Annotated in this window: 18 protein-coding genes and 3 tRNA genes; 6 read left to right on the plus strand and 15 right to left on the minus strand. The window is 71.9% G+C overall.

Translation table 11 applies throughout. The features are described from left to right. Positions 1 to 10: 10 nt before the first annotated feature. A complete protein-coding gene (locus Vse01_RS15775; protein WP_093403839.1) occupies positions 11 to 1,369 on the minus strand; it encodes an ABC transporter substrate-binding protein in 1,359 nt (452 codons plus the stop codon). Positions 1,370 to 1,523: 154 nt separating this feature from the next. Between Vse01_RS15775 and Vse01_RS15780 the strand changes: the two genes are divergently transcribed. Beyond that, on the plus strand, positions 1,524 to 1,913 hold the full coding sequence (locus tag Vse01_RS15780) for a hypothetical protein (protein ID WP_093404173.1): 390 nt from the start codon (positions 1,524 to 1,526) through the stop codon (positions 1,911 to 1,913). A 34-nt stretch (positions 1,914 to 1,947) separates the two neighbouring features. Here the strand turns inward: Vse01_RS15780 and Vse01_RS15785 are convergent, their stop codons facing one another. Beyond that, a complete protein-coding gene (locus tag Vse01_RS15785; RefSeq protein WP_093403841.1) occupies positions 1,948 to 2,460 on the minus strand; it encodes an SRPBCC family protein in 513 nt (170 codons plus the stop codon). Positions 2,461 to 2,656: 196 nt separating this feature from the next. Between Vse01_RS15785 and Vse01_RS15790 the strand changes: the two genes are divergently transcribed. Next, complete coding sequence (locus Vse01_RS15790) at positions 2,657 to 3,817, plus strand: hypothetical protein (RefSeq protein WP_139233133.1); 1,161 nt, start codon at positions 2,657 to 2,659, stop codon at positions 3,815 to 3,817. A 264-nt stretch (positions 3,818 to 4,081) separates the two neighbouring features. Here Vse01_RS15790 and Vse01_RS15795 read toward each other — a convergent pair whose 3' ends face one another. Genes Vse01_RS15795 through Vse01_RS15810 form a run of 4 tightly spaced genes read right to left on the minus strand, consistent with a single transcriptional unit; the run spans position 4,082 to position 6,228 of the window. Beyond that, positions 4,082 to 4,687, minus strand: coding sequence for a methyltransferase family protein (locus tag Vse01_RS15795; RefSeq protein WP_093403844.1), 606 nt, complete (start codon positions 4,685 to 4,687; stop codon positions 4,082 to 4,084). A gap of 13 nt (positions 4,688 to 4,700) precedes the next feature. Beyond that, entirely contained in the window at positions 4,701 to 5,387 is a 687-nt protein-coding gene (locus Vse01_RS15800; RefSeq protein WP_093404175.1) for a cation efflux transmembrane domain-containing protein, read from the minus strand. Next, positions 5,384 to 5,875 (minus strand): MerR family transcriptional regulator, encoded by a 492-nt coding sequence (locus Vse01_RS15805; protein WP_093403846.1) that lies wholly within the window; start codon positions 5,873 to 5,875, stop codon positions 5,384 to 5,386. Before Vse01_RS15805 ends, Vse01_RS15800 begins: the two co-directional genes overlap by 4 nt. Further along, positions 5,872 to 6,228, minus strand: a complete 357-nt coding sequence (locus Vse01_RS15810; RefSeq protein WP_093403847.1) for a hypothetical protein — start codon at positions 6,226 to 6,228, stop codon at positions 5,872 to 5,874. The genes Vse01_RS15805 and Vse01_RS15810 overlap by 4 nt, the downstream gene beginning before the upstream one ends. A gap of 79 nt (positions 6,229 to 6,307) precedes the next feature. On the opposite strand from Vse01_RS15810, the gene Vse01_RS15815 reads away from it, so the two are divergent. Beyond that, positions 6,308 to 6,634, plus strand: a complete 327-nt coding sequence (locus Vse01_RS15815) for a hypothetical protein (protein ID WP_093403849.1) — start codon at positions 6,308 to 6,310, stop codon at positions 6,632 to 6,634. Positions 6,635 to 6,718: 84 nt separating this feature from the next. On the opposite strand, the gene Vse01_RS15820 is transcribed toward Vse01_RS15815, so the two are convergent. From Vse01_RS15820 to Vse01_RS15855, 8 genes are all read right to left on the minus strand, one after another. Continuing rightward, a tRNA-Phe gene (locus tag Vse01_RS15820) sits at positions 6,719 to 6,792 on the minus strand. A 103-nt stretch (positions 6,793 to 6,895) separates the two neighbouring features. Continuing rightward, positions 6,896 to 6,969: transfer RNA gene (locus Vse01_RS15825), tRNA-Asp, on the minus strand. Between the two features lie 33 nt (positions 6,970 to 7,002). Continuing rightward, positions 7,003 to 7,075 (minus strand) — tRNA-Glu (locus Vse01_RS15830). A 154-nt stretch (positions 7,076 to 7,229) separates the two neighbouring features. Then, positions 7,230 to 8,015 (minus strand): polysaccharide deacetylase family protein, encoded by a 786-nt coding sequence (locus Vse01_RS15835; RefSeq protein ID WP_093403850.1) that lies wholly within the window; start codon positions 8,013 to 8,015, stop codon positions 7,230 to 7,232. A gap of 78 nt (positions 8,016 to 8,093) precedes the next feature. Further along, positions 8,094 to 9,032 (minus strand): MerR family transcriptional regulator, encoded by a 939-nt coding sequence (locus Vse01_RS15840; protein WP_093403851.1) that lies wholly within the window; start codon positions 9,030 to 9,032, stop codon positions 8,094 to 8,096. Further along, positions 9,022 to 9,612, minus strand: a complete 591-nt coding sequence (gene idi / locus Vse01_RS15845; RefSeq protein WP_093404176.1) for an isopentenyl-diphosphate Delta-isomerase — start codon at positions 9,610 to 9,612, stop codon at positions 9,022 to 9,024. The genes Vse01_RS15840 and idi overlap by 11 nt, the downstream gene beginning before the upstream one ends. Positions 9,613 to 9,667: 55 nt before the next feature. Then, complete coding sequence (gene crtI, locus Vse01_RS15850; RefSeq protein ID WP_093403853.1) at positions 9,668 to 11,149, minus strand: phytoene desaturase family protein; 1,482 nt, start codon at positions 11,147 to 11,149, stop codon at positions 9,668 to 9,670. A gap of 30 nt (positions 11,150 to 11,179) precedes the next feature. Beyond that, a complete protein-coding gene (locus tag Vse01_RS15855; RefSeq protein ID WP_093403855.1) occupies positions 11,180 to 12,334 on the minus strand; it encodes a polyprenyl synthetase family protein in 1,155 nt (384 codons plus the stop codon). A gap of 65 nt (positions 12,335 to 12,399) precedes the next feature. Between Vse01_RS15855 and Vse01_RS15860 the strand changes: the two genes are divergently transcribed. Both Vse01_RS15860 and Vse01_RS15865 read left to right on the plus strand, forming a co-directional pair. Further along, positions 12,400 to 13,311 (plus strand): phytoene/squalene synthase family protein, encoded by a 912-nt coding sequence (locus Vse01_RS15860; RefSeq protein WP_093403857.1) that lies wholly within the window; start codon positions 12,400 to 12,402, stop codon positions 13,309 to 13,311. Beyond that, entirely contained in the window at positions 13,308 to 14,630 is a 1,323-nt protein-coding gene (locus Vse01_RS15865) for a cryptochrome/photolyase family protein (protein ID WP_093403859.1), read from the plus strand. Before Vse01_RS15860 ends, Vse01_RS15865 begins: the two co-directional genes overlap by 4 nt. Here the strand turns inward: Vse01_RS15865 and Vse01_RS15870 are convergent. Further along, positions 14,627 to 15,439, minus strand: a complete 813-nt coding sequence (locus Vse01_RS15870) for a hypothetical protein (RefSeq protein WP_093403861.1) — start codon at positions 15,437 to 15,439, stop codon at positions 14,627 to 14,629. The two genes, Vse01_RS15865 and Vse01_RS15870, sit on opposite strands and share 4 nt — an antisense overlap. A 128-nt stretch (positions 15,440 to 15,567) precedes the next feature. Between Vse01_RS15870 and Vse01_RS15875 the strand changes: the two genes are divergently transcribed. After that, entirely contained in the window at positions 15,568 to 17,046 is a 1,479-nt protein-coding gene (locus Vse01_RS15875) for a dihydrolipoyl dehydrogenase family protein (protein ID WP_093403863.1), read from the plus strand. Positions 17,047 to 17,067: the final 21 nt, after the last annotated feature.

Here is a 17,067-nt window from a genome sequence, read left to right on the forward strand (position 1 = left end):
GTCGGCTGGATCAGGAGGCCAGCGCGGCCAGCGGCACGTCGGCGTCGGCGAGCGCCCGGATCACCGCAGCCGACTCGCTGAACCCGATGATCAGCACCGCGTCGGCCCCGAACTCCTTGATCTGCTTGGCGCCCTCGCCGAAGTTGATCGGGGCGGCCTCGGCGTCCTCTCCCGGCTCGTAGCCGAGCAGCTTCACCTTGTCGCCGCCGAAACCGGCCCGCTCCAGCTCGGCCCGGACGACCTCCTGGAGCCCCTTGCCGTAGGAGTCCTCACGCGCCACGATAGCGATCTTCCGCGGCCCGTCCCGAAGGATCACGTCGGCCAGCGCCCGCCCCTGAAGGCTGTCCGGCGGGGCGGTGCGGAAGTAGAGGCCCTTGTCGTCGGCCTCGGTGAGGTCCGCCGCGGTGTTCGACGGGGAGAAGAGGATCAGACCGGCGTCCACCACGTCGGGCAGTACGGCCGCGGAGATGCCCGAGCCACCGGCACCGATGATCACGTGTACGCCGGCATCGACGTGACTGGCCACGGTCGCCTTGGCCACTGCCGGGCTGGTGCCGTCGTCGCCGTCGATCCAGACCACGTCCTCGCCGAGCACCCCACCGGCCGCGTTGATCTCCTTGAGCGCCAGCGCGGCACCGGCCGCCAACGGCGGGTTGGCCAGCGCCAGGTCACCGGTCTTGGGCAGCAGACCACCCAGGACCAGCGGCGCGCCGCTCTCCGGGTCGGGGAAGTCGGCGTCCTGCCGCTTCGCCTTCGGCGGTGCCTTCTTGCTGGCCGTGGACTCGTCCCCGGCGCCGACGAACTCCGTCTTGGCGTCGTTGAGCTGTTGACCGTCGAAGTGCAGGGTGGCGTAACTGGCGGTGGCCGGCTCGCCCGCGTCCGTGAAGCCGGCTCGGGTGATCGACACGCTGCGGTACTCGATGTCGGTGCCCTGGCGGGCCAGCCGGAGGCACTGACTCGCCGTGGTGCAGCTGGTGCCGTTGTTCGTGACGCCCACGATCTGCTTGGCGATGTCCGCAGGGTCGGTCGACCCGGCCAGCTGCGCCGCGAGCGCGCTGATCAGCACCGCGTCGTACGCCTCGGCCGCGTAGAGGTAGTCGGTCAACCTCGGGTCCACGGACCGTAGCCGGTTCTTGAAGTCGTCCGGCAGCGGCGTGAGCGGGGTGGTGCCCTTCATCCCGTCGACCAGGCCGGCGCGATCCTTCAACTCCTCCGGGTACGAGTTGAGCATGTTGCCGTCCGTGCCGTAGAGGCGCACCTGTTGGGTGGTCGCCTCCTCGGGCTGGTCTTCCCCGCAGGCACTGGTGGCGAGCAGGACCGTGGCGCAGGCAGCCAGGATGGCCGTCCGCGAGCCGCGCGACATGTGCATGGTCGTCCTTCCTCGGGCGAAGGTCCGCTGCGCAGACTAGCGTGCCGTGACGGGCGGCGGGACCGTGGAGGCAGGTCTATCCGCAGGTCGCCTCCACCATGTGCGGAGAGTAACCGAAGCGGGCTCCTTGACCGGCACCCGTACTGTGCGGTCCGTGACCGACTCGCCACAGCAGATGTTCGAGGATGCCGCCGCCATCCTCAGCTCGGCCCTCGACGGGGACTCCGAGGCGGTGGTGGGAACCTTCGACGCGGTGGTGGACCGGGCCGGCCTGTCCGGGGCGTACGACGTGGCGTGGTGCCTGGCCGCGACGATGGTCGGGGATCCGGTGCCGCCCGGGGCCTGTGCGCTCGACTTCCCCGGGATCGACCAGGCCGGGTACGACGCTCGTTGGGTGGCTCGTTTCGTCAGCGCGTACGCCAACGCCGACCTCGACACCGCGCGGGCGCTGTTCGGCGCGGCGGCCGCCGACGGGCTGCTGCCGGAGTGCCTGCTCACCCTGGCCGGCTCGACCGTGGCGACGCTGCGGCATCGGGCCGCCTGACCGTTCGAGTCGGTCAACGCGCCCGGCGCGGCGCTCATGCCGGCGAATGGATAAGTGTCGTCGCGTAGCGGGAAAGCAGCTCGTGCCAACCGGCGGTCAGGGCTTGTCGGTAGCCCTCCGCCGCCGAGCCGTGCCGGTCGAAGTGCCGGTGCGTCACCTCGATGAGGGTGCCGGATTCGGCGGGCGTGAAGAGCACCTCGACCTCGCTGGCCTGCGCCGGGTCGGGAACCGGTGCGCGATCCGCGCCGATCTGCCAGGTGAACACCAGCCGGCGGGGTGGATCCCAGGTCAGCACCCGCCCCCAGTCGTTGCGGAAGCCGTATGGCCCGACCTCGTAGAGCATCCCGCCGGGGCGTGGCTCCATGCCCAACTCGGCCAGGATCTCCGGGCCCGACCAGGTGTACTCCATCACCCACCAGTCGGCGAGCCGACCGGTGAAGACCTCGTACGCCCGCTCGGCGGGGGCGGGCACGCGCAGGGTGTTGCGGAGCGCGAACCGCTCAAGGTCCTGCTGGATGTCGGTCGGATCGGCCATCCCCTGTCCCATAGGCCCGGACCATACCGGCTCATGCCCCGGTGCGCAGCTTCCCCCGATGTCCGTCCCGCCTGATGATCGTCGTACTCGTCGCTATCGATCGATCATGTGCTGTCGATGCGCCTTCGTGCCGGGATGGCCGTCCGCAGAGCGGGTATGCGTGGCGGGACGTCGCCGGGCGGTCCGCGACGGTGAGGCGGAGCGGGACATGACAGACAGCGAAGAGCCCTCGGTGTCCAGTGCCGGGCAGCCGACCGGTCCGAACGGTGGCGGTGAGCCGGAGCCGGACGTGCTGCTCGACGTCCCGAAGGTCTCGGTCAAGTCGATCCAGCTCTCCGTGGACCGGCTGGACGCCGACCTGTCCCTGCGGGCCCGGCTCGCCGGTCTGCTTCAACTCGACGCCGGCGTCCGCGTGCACGTCGAGGGCGTCGAACTCGACATCGAGGGCGTGGAGGCGCAGGCCCTGCTGAAGGTGCGTCTGGAGAAGTTGGTGACGATCCTCGATCGCGCGCTGACCACCATCGATCGGAACCCGCAGGTGATCGACGCGCTGGCCCGCACCGCGAGCGCGGCGTTGGAAGACGTGAACCGGGTGGCGGGAACGGCTGCCGACGTGAGCGAACAGGTGGCTGCCGCTGCCGGACCCGCCGTCGGGCAGGCCGTGGGCCGGGCCGAACCCGCTGTCGGGCGGCCTGGCCCGGTGACGGACCGGGCTGCACCTGTCGCTGCCCGGTCCGCTGGGACGGTGGGCCAACCGCTCGCTCGACCTGGCCGGCCCCTCGGCGAGCAGGAGAATTCCACCGGCCCGTCGAGCCCGGCCGCCAGCGGGCCGGGTGCGGTGGCTGCGCAGCCGGGCGGGCCGGGTCCGGTGGCCGCGCGGCCGGGCGGGCCGGGTCCGGTGGCCGCGCGGCCGGGCGGGCCGGGTCCGGTGGCTGGGCGGCCGAGCGGTGCGACGGATGAACTGGGTCAGCAGGTGGGTGCCATCGGCGCGGTCGCTGGCCGGGCACCCGGACGCGAGCCGGACGACCGGGATCGGGGCCAGGCTCGGGTCGAGGGCCGGGCTCGGGATCAGGGCCAGGCTCGGGTCCAGGGCCAGGACCGGGACCAGGGCCAAGGTCGGGAGCCGGAGCCGGCCGAGGACCGGGATTCGAGCCCGGGCCGGGAAGAGGAGCGGGGTGAACAGGGTGGCGGGAGCGGCCGGAGTCAGGATGGGCCCGCGTCGCCGGAGCATGGCCCGCCCGCTCACGGCGAGACGTCCGGCACTCGGCAGTTGGCCGAGCAGGCGGGAGAGACGCTCCTACGGGCCGGGCGCAGCGTGTGGGAAGCGATCCAGGGCGGTGTGGCGCAGAGCCGACAGCAGCACCGGTGAGCCGGTCGGCGTGCCGAGCGCAGACGAGCGCCGGGGTGGATCGTCCGACACGCCCGATGGTCCGCCGGCTGAGGCCGGAAGGGTCTCAACTGGTAGGACCGCAACCTCGGCGCAGCCAAGCGACGCGAGAGCCGCGTCCGCTACCGCCCCGAGGGCCAGCCGACCACTCGCCACCGCACGAGACACCGCAACTCGCGCCCTCCACCGCCCCGGAGACCGCGCCTTACCGCAACCCGCGCCGCCACAGCAGAAGGAGATCGGCTTTCAGCCGGTGAGCCGACCCAACCCGGGCAGGAAACGCCCGACTCGTCCTGCATAGCGGCGGTAGGCGTCGCCGTGGGTGGCGAGCAGATAGGGCTCCTCCACCGCTCGGACCTGCACCTGCAGCGTCACGATCAGGACGAGCAGGGCGACCAGCGCCACGGCATTTGGCACCATGAGACTCAGGCCGAGCATGGTCGCCGCCATGGCGGAGAAGATGGGATTGCGGGCGTACGCGAAAGCACCGACCGTCACCAACTCGGTGCGTTCGTTCGGATCGACTCCGATGCGCCATGAGGCGCCCATGGCGAGTTGGGCGGCAAGTGTCGCGACGAGGCCGGCGGTGGTCACGACGAGGCCGGCGACGTGCAGCGGGCGATGGTCGAGACTGGATAGCGGAGACAGCCCGGCGAGGGCGGCGGCCGGGCCGGCGAGGCCGAGCACGAGGGCCGCGACGAACAGCAGCTTGGCCCACCACCGCAGCGTGCCGGCCGGGCCGGCATCGAGACGCAGGCCGGTGTCTCCGGTGCGCCGCCACTGGGCGAACGTGCGCCAGCCGAACGTGAGCAGCAGACCGAGCAGGTAGAGCAGCAGTGCGAGCCGGGCCATGTCGTCACACCTCTCAGTTGGTGCAGCAGTTGTCGGCGCAGCCCGAGGCTCGACCGGTGGTCTCCGCGACCGGAACGGGTGCGCAGTCGTCGCAGTGCTCGCCGCGCCACGCCTGCACGCCTTCCCTGACCGCGACCCCGGCGATGACGAGGGCGGCGATCGGGTCGGCCCAGGGCCAGCCCAACAGGGCGTTGAGCAGCAGACCGACGAGCAGCACCGCGGACAGGTACGTGCACAGCAACGTCTGGGTGGAGTCGGCCATGACCGTGGCGGAACCGAGTTCACGGCCGGTGCGCCGCTTGGCGGCGACGAGCAACGGCATGGCGATCAGAGACGCCACGGCCAGGCCGATTCCGACCGGGCTGGCATCGGCGTCACCGCCGGCCAGCAGCGAGCGGAGAGCGTCGAAGGTCACCCAGGCGGCCAGGGCGAAGAAGGAGAGGCCGATCAGCCGCAGCGCCAGCCGTTCCCGGTCCTCAGGGACCCGGGAGCGGAACTGCCAGATCACCACTGCGGCGCTGGAGACCTCGACGAACGAGTCCAGGCCGAAGCCGATCAGCGCGGTGGAGGAGGCCGCGGCTCCGGCGGCGATGGCGACCAGACCCTCCAGCAGGTTGTAGCCAGCGGTGGCGTAGGCGAGCCACAGGCTCCGTCGGGACAGCACCGCCCGCCGTTCGGGAGCCAGTGCCCTCGTGCTCACGTCCACGTCCCGTTCGGGGTGCCGGAGAACCGGTTGGTCGGCGACCACCGGCCGTCGTTGCCCCCTGCCGCGAGTTCGACGAAGGGCAGCGGGCAGCTCGGGCTGTCGGCGCAGGCGATCAGGTCGTCACAGCCGGCGGAGATGGCGGCCCGCAGGGTGTCGCGGATGACGGTCAGGTTGGCCAATTTCCGCTCGACCTCGGCGAGCTTGTTCCTGGCCCGAGCTTGCAGGCCGCTGTCAGGCCGCCGGCCGTGCCGGTGGCGACCGGCGTCGAGCAGTTCGGTGACCTCGTCGAGAGTGAAGCCCAGACGCTGGGCCGTCTTGATGATCCGTAGCAGGGTGACCGACTCGGCCGGATAGATCCGGTGCCCACCCGGTGACCGCTGCGGTGCGGCGAGCAGGCCGCGGCGCTCGTAGTAGCGCAGGGTCTGGCGGTTGACGCCGGCCGCGTCGGCCAACTCCCCACTGCGCAGCCCGTACGTCGTCATCGGCGTCGCCGTACGGCGGAGACCCGGTCGGCGAGAGCGTCGAGCACGTCGACATGCCCGGCTGGCACGCGGACGTCCAAGGTCAGCGAGGCCGGATCGGGTCGGAACAGGTCGAAGGCGAAGAACGAGCAGCACGACGACTCGCGGGCGGTCAGATCGCGGGCCGTCTCCTCCACCTGCGTCGCGTTGTCGAGTCGCAGCCGCAGATGCTGCGCCGACACCCGCTCCGCCGCTCGTACCGCCGCGCCGAAGAACCGGTCGAATTCGGCGAGCCGCAACGGCCGTTGCGCCGTCGGCAGGGTGCACGCATCCGGCGCCCACGCCGCTCCGGTGGTGATGTCCTGATCACTCATACCTAGACGGTAAGCCTGTACCCAGGTGCCGGATGCAAGCTCGGGGCCGGGCATTGACCCCACGTGATTGTTTGGTCAGATGACCGTGGATGACCCGGACCCGGTATGGGTCGCACTGCGTCTCGTCAGCGCGCTTCTCAGCCTTGCCGTGGTCGTCCTCGGCGTGCGGGTCGCGGTGACGCGACGGTTTCCCGTGGTCTGGGTACGGGCTGCTCGGCTGACCGAGAGCCAGCGGTCCCAGCCCCTCCGTCGTGGTGGCTTCCTCGCACTGCTCGGTGCGAGCCTGCTCGTGCAGCAGGTGCCGCTTCTCGCCCCCGTGCCCGCCGTGGCCGGACGGGCTCTGTTCGCACTGGCACTGCTTCTGCTCGTGGGCGCGGTGGGATGGTTCGTCCTGCTCCGGCGCTGAGATCAACCAGCGGAGGGCGCAAAAGCAAAACGCCGACCGGCGTTTCCGCTGATCGGCGCTGCAATAGCCCGGCGAAAGGCTATGTGGCCAGGGGCGGGGTCGAACCGCCGACCTTCCGATTTTCAGTCGGACGCTCGTACCAACTGAGCTACCTGGCCGTGGTGCTCGGCTCATGCTACCCAACCTGCGGGATCGCCGCTGGGACGGGTCGCATGCCCCGATACGCAGAACGCCGCGCGAGCTGCGCGGCGTCAGCGCTTGCGGTCCTGACGGGACTTGAACCCGCGACCTCCGCCTTGACAGGGCGGCGAGCACTCCAACTGCTCCACAGGACCTTGCTGGTGTTGCCTCCGGCCTGAGCCGAACCGTGCCCCCAACGGGATTCGAACCCGTGCTACCGCCTTGAAAGGGCGGCGTCCTGGGCCGCTAGACGATGAGGGCGGCCCCGCCATCATTGCACACTCGCAACGTTGAGCGGACTTGCTCCCATCCGGCCCCGCCGGAGGCTTCGAAAGCATACGTGATGGCGTACCGGTCGACCAAACCGGTATGGCGGCAGCCACAACGGCCCGAAAAGTGCCAGCTCGGAGCCGGTCTAGGTGAGCCTGGCGACGCCGTGGTCGCGCTTCAGGCCGGCGATCAACTTCGTGCAGGCGGCGAGGGTGGCCGAGCGGTTACCGCCCCCGTCGTGCAGCAGGACCACGGCGCCGGGGCGGGCCGACCGCTTCACCCGCTTCTCGATGGTGGCCGCGGTCGGCTTGGCCCAGTCCTGTGGGTCGACGGACCAGTGCAACGAGCGCATGTCGAGCTGCTTGGCGACCTTCACCACCTCGGCGGTCCACCGGCCACCGGGCTGCCGGTAGAACGGCACCTTCGCGTCCGGCACCGCCCGCCGGATCTCCCGGTTGGTGCGTACCAGGTCGGCGCGGATCTCGGAGACCGGCCGCCGGGCGAGATCCAGATCGTGGTTCCAGCTGTGGTTGCAGAGCTGGTGCCCCTCCCGGACGATCCGCCGCAGCAGGCCCGGATGCTTGCGGACCTGCTTACCCACCACGCAAAAGGTGGCGGTCACCTTGGCTGCCTTCAGCCGGTCGAGCACCTTCGGCGTCCAGGCCGGGTCCGGACCGTCGTCGAAGGTGAGGGCCACCTTGTCGGTGCCGGTGGTGCGGATCAGTCCGGCCGGCAGTTTCACCGGCAGCGGCCGCAGCCGTGGCTTCGGCGGCACGGTACGGGTCGGCGACGGGGCCGGCTCCGGCGGCAGAGCGGCCGAGGGCGGCGGACTGGACGGGGCGGTGGGCGCTGGGGTGCTGCCGCCGCCGCAGCCGGCGACGAGCAGGACGACCAGGCCGGCGAGGGACGCCAGTAGGGCACGGTGACGCATCGTTCGCTCCCGAGAAGGGTTCGGGGTACGCGGACGCCCCGACGCTAGTTCACCCGACTCGGGGAGACCTACGGCGGGTCAGGAGGCGGCCGGACGGTTCAGCGAATCGTGCAGGGCGACGGTGAGGGAGACCGCCTCGGTCAGGTCGGTCGGGTGGACCACCCCGGTGGGCAGGGCCCGGGCCGGCCAGCCCGGCCCGGCCGCGAGCACCAGCATCGGCCGGCTCGACGCGGTGAGCAGTGCGGTGAGTTGGGCCGGGTCGGCGGTGGCCCGAGTCTGCGACCAGAGCACCACGGCGGCCGGACCGGTCCGGTCGATCGCGGCGAGCAGTGCCGTCGTCGGCACCCGGGCACCGAGCATCCGGTAGCCGACCCCGGCCTCGGCCAACGCTGCGGCAAGCGCCTCCAGCGGCAGGCTGTGCTGCTCCTCGTCGGCGCAGGAGAGCAGGACGCGGGGCGTCCCGGGGGCGGGGCCGGCGGACGCTGCCACGCTGAACGCCGCCGAGATGCATCGGGTCACCAGGTGCTCGACCTCGATCAGCGCACCGGTGGCGGCATGCCGCTCGCCGATACCGACGAGCAGCGGGCGCAGCAGCCGGTCCCAGGTCGCGACCACGCCGTCGGCGGCGATGGCGCGGCCGATCGTTTCACTGATCGCCGCGGCGTCCAGGCGCATCGCGGCGCGGGCCAGTCCCCGGGCCGCCGGCCCGGCCCGGCCGACCGGGATGGTCGTACCACCGCCGTCCCGTCGGCGTACGGCACGGGAGATGTCGACAGGCGCAAGGGCGTCGGGTGCCTGACGAGCCCACCGGGCCGCCTCGGCAGGGCTCACCCCTTCGGCGGTGAGGCGTCGCATCACCTCGAGCCGAGCCAGATCTGCCGGTGTGTAGCGCCGGTGATGGCCCGGAACGTGCTGGCTGGGCCCGAGGCCGTACCGCTGGTGCCAGGTGCGCAGTGTGGTCACCGCGACCCCCAGGCGCTGGGCGACCACGCCCGCGCTCAGCGCCTCATCGGCCACCCGGCCGCTCCGGCGCGTCGTAGGCCGGCTGCCCGGGCGGTTGCGAGGGTTGCAGCAGCCGATCCAGGACGCCACCCAGCCACGGCGCGTAGGCGTCGGGATCCTGGCGGAGCGCGGCGGCGAGCCGGGCCGGCTCGACCCAGCTCAGTTCCGCCACCTCGGTCGGCTCGGGTCGTAGTGACCCGTCGGGGTGGAACTCGCCGCGCAGGACGTGGTCGTACTCGACCTCGACCCGCCCGGTGGCCGGATCCTCGGCGCGGTAGACGTAGACGCCGATCTCGCGCAACGGCACCGGCCCGGCACCCAACTCCTCCGCCAGCCGCCGGTTGGCGGCCTCGGCCAGGGCTTCGCCCGGCTGGGGATGGCCGCAGCAGGAGTTCGCCCAGCGTAACGGGAAGCGGGTCTTCGTCGCGGCGCGCCGCTGAAGCAGCACCCGGCCGTCCGGTGCCACGAGCAGTACGGAGAACGCCCGGTGCAGCTGACCGGGCGGTTGATGGGCGGCGGCGACCGTGGCCTTCCCGACGGGCTGCCCGGTGTCGTCGACCAGTTCGACGAGGTGGCTCTCCCGGGACTGCGGCATCAGCGCCACTCTCCGTTCCTGAGCTCAGGGCTCGGCGCTGCCTCGTTCCTCGTGCTCACCGAGGCTCCCCGGTGATCCGGCTGGCGGCGAGCTTGCCGGAGATGAGCACCATCGGTACGCCGACACCGGGCTGGGTGCCCGAGCCGACGAACACCACGTTGGACAGTGAGCGGTGCAGGTTCGACGGTCGGAACGGGCCCGTCTGGAACAGCGTGTGCGCGGAGGCGAACGGCGTACCGGCTGCCATGCCCTGCTCGGCCCACTCGGCCGGGGTGATCGCCCGCAGCACCTCGACACCCGCGCCGAAGCCGACGTAGCCGCGCTCCTCCAACGTGGCGATGAGCTGGTCGGTGTAGCGGGCGGTGAGGTCGCCGCGCCAGTCGAAGGGCGCCCGGTCGAGGTTCGGCACCGGAGCCAGCACGTAGTAGGTGTGCCGGCCGGTCGGTGCCACCGCCGGATCCGTCCGGCTCGGGTTGGTGACCAGCAGGGACGGGTCGGACATCAGGTTTCCGCGCCGGATCACCTCGTCGAAGGTGCCCTGCCAGGCCCGGCCGAAGTGGATGTTGTGGTGGGCGATGCGGCTGTAGCCCTGGGTCGAGCCGACGTGCAGCACGACACACGAGGGCGAGTAGGTGAGCCGGCGCTGCCGGGCCGGCGGCAGCAGGTCGCGGTAGGCGACCGGGAGGTCGGGGTTGAGCACCACCGCGTCGGCCGGGACGAACTCCCCGTCGGCGGTCACCACCCCGGTGGCCCGCCCGTTCGCGGTCTCGACCCGGGTCACGGTGGTCCCGTACCGGATGCGTACGCCGTGCTTCTCGGCGGCGCCGGCCAACCCTCGGGAGACCGCGTGGATGCCGCCGCGCGGGAAGAAGACCCCGGCCACCGAGTCGAGGTACGCGATGACCGCGTAGATGGCCAGCGCATCGTGCGGGGCGAGACCGGCGTACATCGCCTGGAAGGAGAAGATCCGTCGGGTACGCGGATCCCGGAAGAACTGGTCGATCTTGGTTTGCAGCCGCCGGAAGGCGCCGGTGGCGACGAGTTTGAGCAGGTTGCCGGTGAGCAGGTCGGTCGGCGCGTCGAGATTACGTTCGATGAAGTCGGCCCGCTCCAGACGCCACAGGTTGCGCGCGAAGTCGACGAACCGCAGGTAGCCGTCGGCCTCCCGGGGCCCGCAGACCCGGGAGATCTCCGCCGCCATCGCGGCGGTGTCGGTGAGCACGTCCAGCATGGAACCGTCCGGATAGTAGGCACGGTAGGCCGGGTCGAGCGGCACCAGGTCGAGCCAGTCGGTCAGCTCCTCGCCCACCGCGGTGAGCGCCTCGGCGATGAGATCGGGCATGGTGAGCACCGTGGGGCCGGTGTCGAACTCGTAGCCGTCGACGCTGAGCCGACCGGCCCGCCCGCCCGGCACCGGCTCGCGTTCCAGCACGGTCACCTGGCGCCCGCTGCCCGCCAGGTGCAGCGCGCAGGCCAGCCCGCCGAGGCCGGCCCCGACAACCACCACCCGATCAGTACGCCCGTCAACTGTCCGCACCGGCGACCACCTCTCTGTGCAGGAAGCCCATCATGCCCTCCGGTGCGTGGCGGCGGTCGCGAGGCCGACAAGCGCGGTACGGGCGGTCTCGTCGACGGCGACCGCGTCGAGTGCGGCCAGCGCGTCCTCGACCCGCTCGTCGATCATCCGCTCGATCCGTCGTACGGCGCCGGTGTCGACCACGACCTCGGCGAGCCGGGCGATCTCTGGCTCGTCGGCGCGCCGGCCGGCGCCGTCGAGTGCCCGCAGCTGGGTCGGCGTGGCCAGTTCCCGGGCCAGGACGAGCAGCGCCGTCGGCTTGCCGGTACGCAGGTCGTCGCCGGCCGGCTTGCCGGTGGTGGTCGGGTCACCGAAGACACCGAGCAGATCGTCGCAGAGCTGGAAGGCCTCGCCGACGGCGACGCCGTAGCGGGTGTACGCGGCGGCCAGCGCACTGTCGCCGTCGACGCCGGCAAGGCTGGCACCGAAGAGCAGCGGCCGTTGCACGGTGTAGCTGGCGGTCTTGTACCGGGCCACCCGGAGCGCCCGATCCACCGACCAGCTCTGCGGTTCGGTCTCGCCGAGAACGTCGAGGTACTGCCCGGCGACCGTCTCCACCCGCATCCGGTCGTAGCCGCGCCGTACCTGGAACAGCCGGTCCGCCGGCAGATCGGCGAGGGCCAGCAACTGGTCGGCCCAGACCATGCAGAGATCACCTATGAGCACGGCGACGGCCTCGCCGAAGCGGCCGGAGTCGCCGTTGCGACCCGAAGCGGCGTGCTGGGTGGCCACCGCCACGTGGGCGGTCGGTCGGCCGCGCCGGGTGGCCGAGGCGTCCATCACGTCGTCGTGTACCAGCGCGAAGGTGTGCAGCACCTCCAAGGTGGCCAGTGCGGGCAGCACCGGGGTGACCGGCGTGTCACCGCCGACCGCGCCACGCCATCCCCAGTAGGCGAACGTGGGCCGGACCCGCTTTCCGCCGGAGAGGACGCAGTCGCGGGCGGTGGCGGCGAAGCCGCCCATCGCCGGGTCGATCGCGGCGAGCGCGTCGACCTCGGCGGTCAGGAACTCGGCCAGCGTGTTGTCGACGGCCGTGACGATGTCGCGCGTGTAAGCGGCCAGTACGGCAGCGATCGGGTCGTCTCCACCGATCGGCTGCTCAGGCACCACGCGAAGGAGGTTACCCGTTGGTCCGTCGCTGGCCATGCCGACGAGCGTACCCTAAGGTCTCAAGTTGCGTCGATTGGTGCGTCGAATCAGAGGAGGGGCCGGTGGACCTGGATCTCGCCGCTGCCTACGACAGATGCCGTGAGCTGCACAGACGCCACGGCCGCACCTACTATCTCGCCACTCGGCTGCTGCCCGCATGGAAACGGCGGCATGTGCACGCTTTATATGGGTTCACCCGCTACGCCGACGAGATCGTCGATCAGACCGACGCCCTGCCACCGGCGGAGCGCGCGGCACGGCTGGACGACTGGGGGGGACGGTTCGTCGCCGGGCTGCACGGCGCCCAGGTGACCGATCCGCTGCTTCCGGCGGTGCTGCACACCATCGCCGTCTTCGACCTCGATCGGGAGGACTTCGCCTCGTTCCTCAAGAGCATGGCGATGGATCTGACCGTCACCTCCTACCGCACCTACGAGCACCTGCTGGACTACATGGAGGGCTCGGCAGCGGTCATCGGCACGATGATGCTGCCCATCCTGGGCAGCTCCGATCCGGTGGCGGCCCGGGAGCCCGCCCGGCAGCTCGGCTTCGCGTTCCAGCTGACCAACTTCATCCGCGACGTCGGGGAGGACCTGGCCCGGGGACGGACGTACCTGCCCGACGAGGACCTGGCCGCCTTCGGCGTGACCCGGGACGACCTGGTGGCCTGTCACGCCGCCGGACGAGCCAGCGGGCCCGTTCGCGAACTGATCCGGTACGAGGTGACCCGAGCCCAGGCGCACTACCTCGCCGCAGCGCCGGGCGTGGTGCTGCTCGACGGCGCCTCGCAGGCCTGCATCCGCACCGCCTACCTGCTCTACGGGGGGATCCTCGACGAGGTGGCCGCCCAGGACTACGACGTCTTCGCCCGTCGCGCCACCGTCCCGCAACGGCGTCGGCTGGGGGTGGCGACCCGCGCCCTGCTGACCCCGGCCGGCAGCCCGGTGGCGGTGCCCGGACCGCGGCTGCGGTGAGCGAGCGTACCGCCGTCGTGTTGTTCACCCGCGACCTGCGGGTGCACGACCACCCGGCACTGGCGACCAGCTGCGCCGCCTTCGAGCGCGTGGTGCCGCTCTATGTGCTGGATCCCGCGCTCGCGGAACTGTCGCCGAACCGCACCCGCTTCCTGCACCAGAGTCTTGCCGCGCTCCGCGAGGCGCTGCGTGCGCTCGGCGGTGACCTGGTGCTGCGGCACGGCGATCCGGTGGCCGAGACCGTCCGGCTGGCCGGCGAGGTGGGCGCCGAGGCTGTGGCGCTCTCCGCCGACGTCTCCCGGTTCGCGGCCCGCCGGGCACAACGTCTGCGTGCCGAGTGCGACCGGCACCGACTGCATCTGAGGTTCTTCCCCGGACTGACGGTGGTCGAGCCGGCGGAACTGGCCCCGGGCGGCGGTGACCACTACCGGGTGTTCAGTCCGTACCACCGGGCGTGGAGCGCGCGATCGTGGCGGGAGGAACTGTCCGCACCGGCGACCGTGAGGTTGCCGGCCGGCGTGCCGGTCGGACGTCTCCCGGCGCTGCCGCCGGGAGAGTCGCCGGACGTGGTGACCGGCGGAGAGGACGAGGCGCGGCGTCGGTTGGCGCGGTGGCTGCCCGACGTCACGGGCTACGGCGACCGCCACGACGACATGGCCGGCGACGCCACCTCCCGGCTCAGTCCCTACCTGCGCTTCGGCTGCCTGTCACCGCTGACCGTGGCCAACGCGATCGACGACCGGGAGTCCCCGTTCGTCCGGCAGCTCTGCTGGCGCGACTTCTACCACCAGGTGACCGCCGCCTTTCCCGACCTGCCCCGCAAGGCGTACCGCCGTCGGGCGACCGAGCACTGGCGCTACGACGAGCAGGCCCTCGCCGCCTGGACCGAGGGGCGCACCGGCCTGCCGGTCGTAGACGCCGGCATGCGTCAGCTACGGGCGCAGGGATGGCTGCACAACCGGGCCCGGCTGATCACCGCCGGCTACCTCACCAAGACCCTCGGGCTGGACTGGCGGGACGGGCAGGCGGTCTACTTCCGGTGGCTGCTCGACGGCGACATCGCCGACAACTCGGGCAACTGGCAGTGGGTCGCCGGCACCGGCAACGACACCAGGCCGTACCGGGGATTCAATCCGGTCCGGCAGGCTGAGCGGTACGACCCCGACGGCGCGTACGTGCGGCGGTGGGTGCCCGAGCTGGCGTCGGTGGCCGGCGTGGCGGTGCACCAGCCGTGGCGACTGCCCGACGCGCTGCGCCGCACACTCGACTACCCACCGCCGCTGGCGCCACCCGGCGAACCCCCGGTCTGGTTGCGCTAGTCGGCCCAGACCGTCACCTTCAGCAGGAGCCCGCCGTTGCCGACGCTGTTGACCGCCTGTACCCAGCCTGGGCGGCCCTGCGACGTGGTGAAGCACTTCTGCTGGTTGCCGCCGCCGATGTAGGTGCTCGTGGCACCGTCCCGGCCGGCCACCCGGTAGGTGCGGCAGCGATCGCGGGCCCCCTGCTCCGGCCCCGCGTTGCTGTCGTCGTGGAGCTGACTGTGCCGGGCGCTGCCGTAGAGCACATACCCCCAGTCCAGGTAGAGATCGACGGTGGCGTCCTGGACGTACCTGCGTTCGGCCCGACCGTCGTCCAGGTCGACTCCGGTTTGCTTGTCGAGTTGCACCACGTCGCTGAAGACGACGGTGCCGGCATCATCGACGACCGGCTCGGCGGAATCGCCGGTGCGTGGGCCGGACGTCGGGTCACTGGAGGGGGGCCGGCTGGCCGTGGTCGGGGACACGTCGTCCGGCGCGGCGCCGGCGGGCGTGTCGGCCGGTTGCTCGACGCCAGCTCCCGTCAGTGCCAGCAGGGCACCACCCCCGCCGAGAAGCAGCAGGACGGTGAGGCTCACCGCCGCCGCGCGCCAGCGCCGCTGCCGCAGCCGGTACGCCAGCAGGCCGGCGAGTGCAAGGGTGCCGAGCGCGACCCACAGTGCCCAGAGCGGACCGGCGCGGAGCGCCTGCACCACGCCGACGAACCCGGCGGCGGCGGTGAAAATGTCGGCGGTCAGGCTGGCGAGATCCCGGGAACGGGCCGGTGCCTCGGGGGAACGCCCCGTCGGACCGTCGGACGTTTCGTGCTCCACAAGCCAGGGATATTACTTTCGGTCACTTTTCGATCGCATCCCAGCTGGCCGACAGGTCGGGTCCGGTATCCGTCAGAGGACGGCGTGGTCGGGTGGCCGGGGGCGGGCCGGTGCGCGATGCTGACGGCATGGCGGAGCCGGAACTGGTGGACGTGGTGGTGCTCGGGCTCGGAGTCGGCGGGGAGGAGGTGGCCGGTCGGCTCGCGGAGGCCGGGCTCACAGTGGTCGGCGTCGAACGCAACCTGGTCGGCGGGGAGTGCCCGTACTGGGGGTGTGTCCCGAGCAAGATGATGATCCGGGCGGCGAACGCAATCGCGGAGGCCCGCCGGGTCGACGGCCTCGGCGGCGCTGCGCAGGTCACCCCGGACTGGGCGCAGGTGGCGAAGCGGATCCGCGCAGAGGCCACCGACGACTGGGACGACCGGGTGGCGGTGGAGCGGTTCACCGGCAAGGGTGGGCGCTTCGTACGCGGCAGTGGCCGGATCGACGGTCCGGGCCGGGTGCGGGTCGGTGACCAGGTCTTCCAGGCGCGCCACGGGATCGTGCTGGGCACCGGTACCCGACCGTCGGTGCCGCCGGTGGACGGGCTGGCGGATACCCCGTACTGGACCAACCGTGAGGCGATCGAGGTCGAGGAACTGCCGGGGTCGCTGCTGGTGCTGGGCGGTGGGGCGATCGGGCTGGAGCTGGCTCAGGTGTTCGCCCGCTTCGGCGTACGGGTCACCGTGGTCGAGGCGCTCGACCGGGTACTGGCCGTCGAGGAGCCGGAGTCGTCCGAAGCGGCGGCTGCCGCGTTGCGGGCCGACGGGGTGGAGATCCACACCGGGGTCAAGGCCGCTCGGGTCGAGCACGGTGCCGCCGGCTTCACCCTGCGCGGCACCGGGGGCGAGGTGTTCACCGCCGAGCGGCTGCTGGTGGTGACCGGCCGCCGCGCCCACCTGGACGAGCTGGGGCTGGACACGGTGGGTGTCGACGCGGGTGGGCGGTACCTGCCGGTGGACGACCGGCTGCACGTCACCGAGGGGATCTGGGCGGTCGGCGACGTCACCGGCGAGGGTGCCTTCACCCACGTCGCGATGTATCAGGCGTCCATCGTGGTCGCCGACGTGCTCGACCACATGCGGCGGTCGCAGGGCGGCGCGGACCCGAGCGGTACGGCAAGTGTGGTCGGTGGCGCGGTCGGCGTGGCCAGCTCGCTGGCCGCCACCGGATCGAGTGGTTCGGCGGGATCGGTGCCCCGCGCCGACTACCGGGCGCTGCCCCGGGTCACCTTCACCGATCCGGAGATCGGTGCGGTCGGCCTCACCGAGCAGCAGGCCCGTGATCGTGGAATCAACGTGCAGGTCGGCTTCACCCGGCTGTCGTCGTCCACCCGTGGCTGGATCCACAAGACCGACGAGGACGGCTTCATCAAGCTCATCGCCGACGCCGACCAGGGAGTGTTGATCGGGGCCACCTCGGCCGGACCGGCCGGCGGCGAGGTGTTGTCCGGCCTGGTCGTGGCCGTGCACGCGGCCGTCCCGCTGAGTCAGCTCCGGCACATGATCTACGCGTACCCGACCTTCCACCGGGCGATCTCCGACGCGCTGCGCAATCTCGGACAGTGACCCGGCAGCGCAATCTCCACC

Origin of the sequence: Micromonospora sediminimaris (genome assembly GCF_016863575.1) — a bacterium.
Classification (GTDB): domain Bacteria; phylum Actinomycetota; class Actinomycetes; order Mycobacteriales; family Micromonosporaceae; genus Micromonospora; species Micromonospora sediminimaris.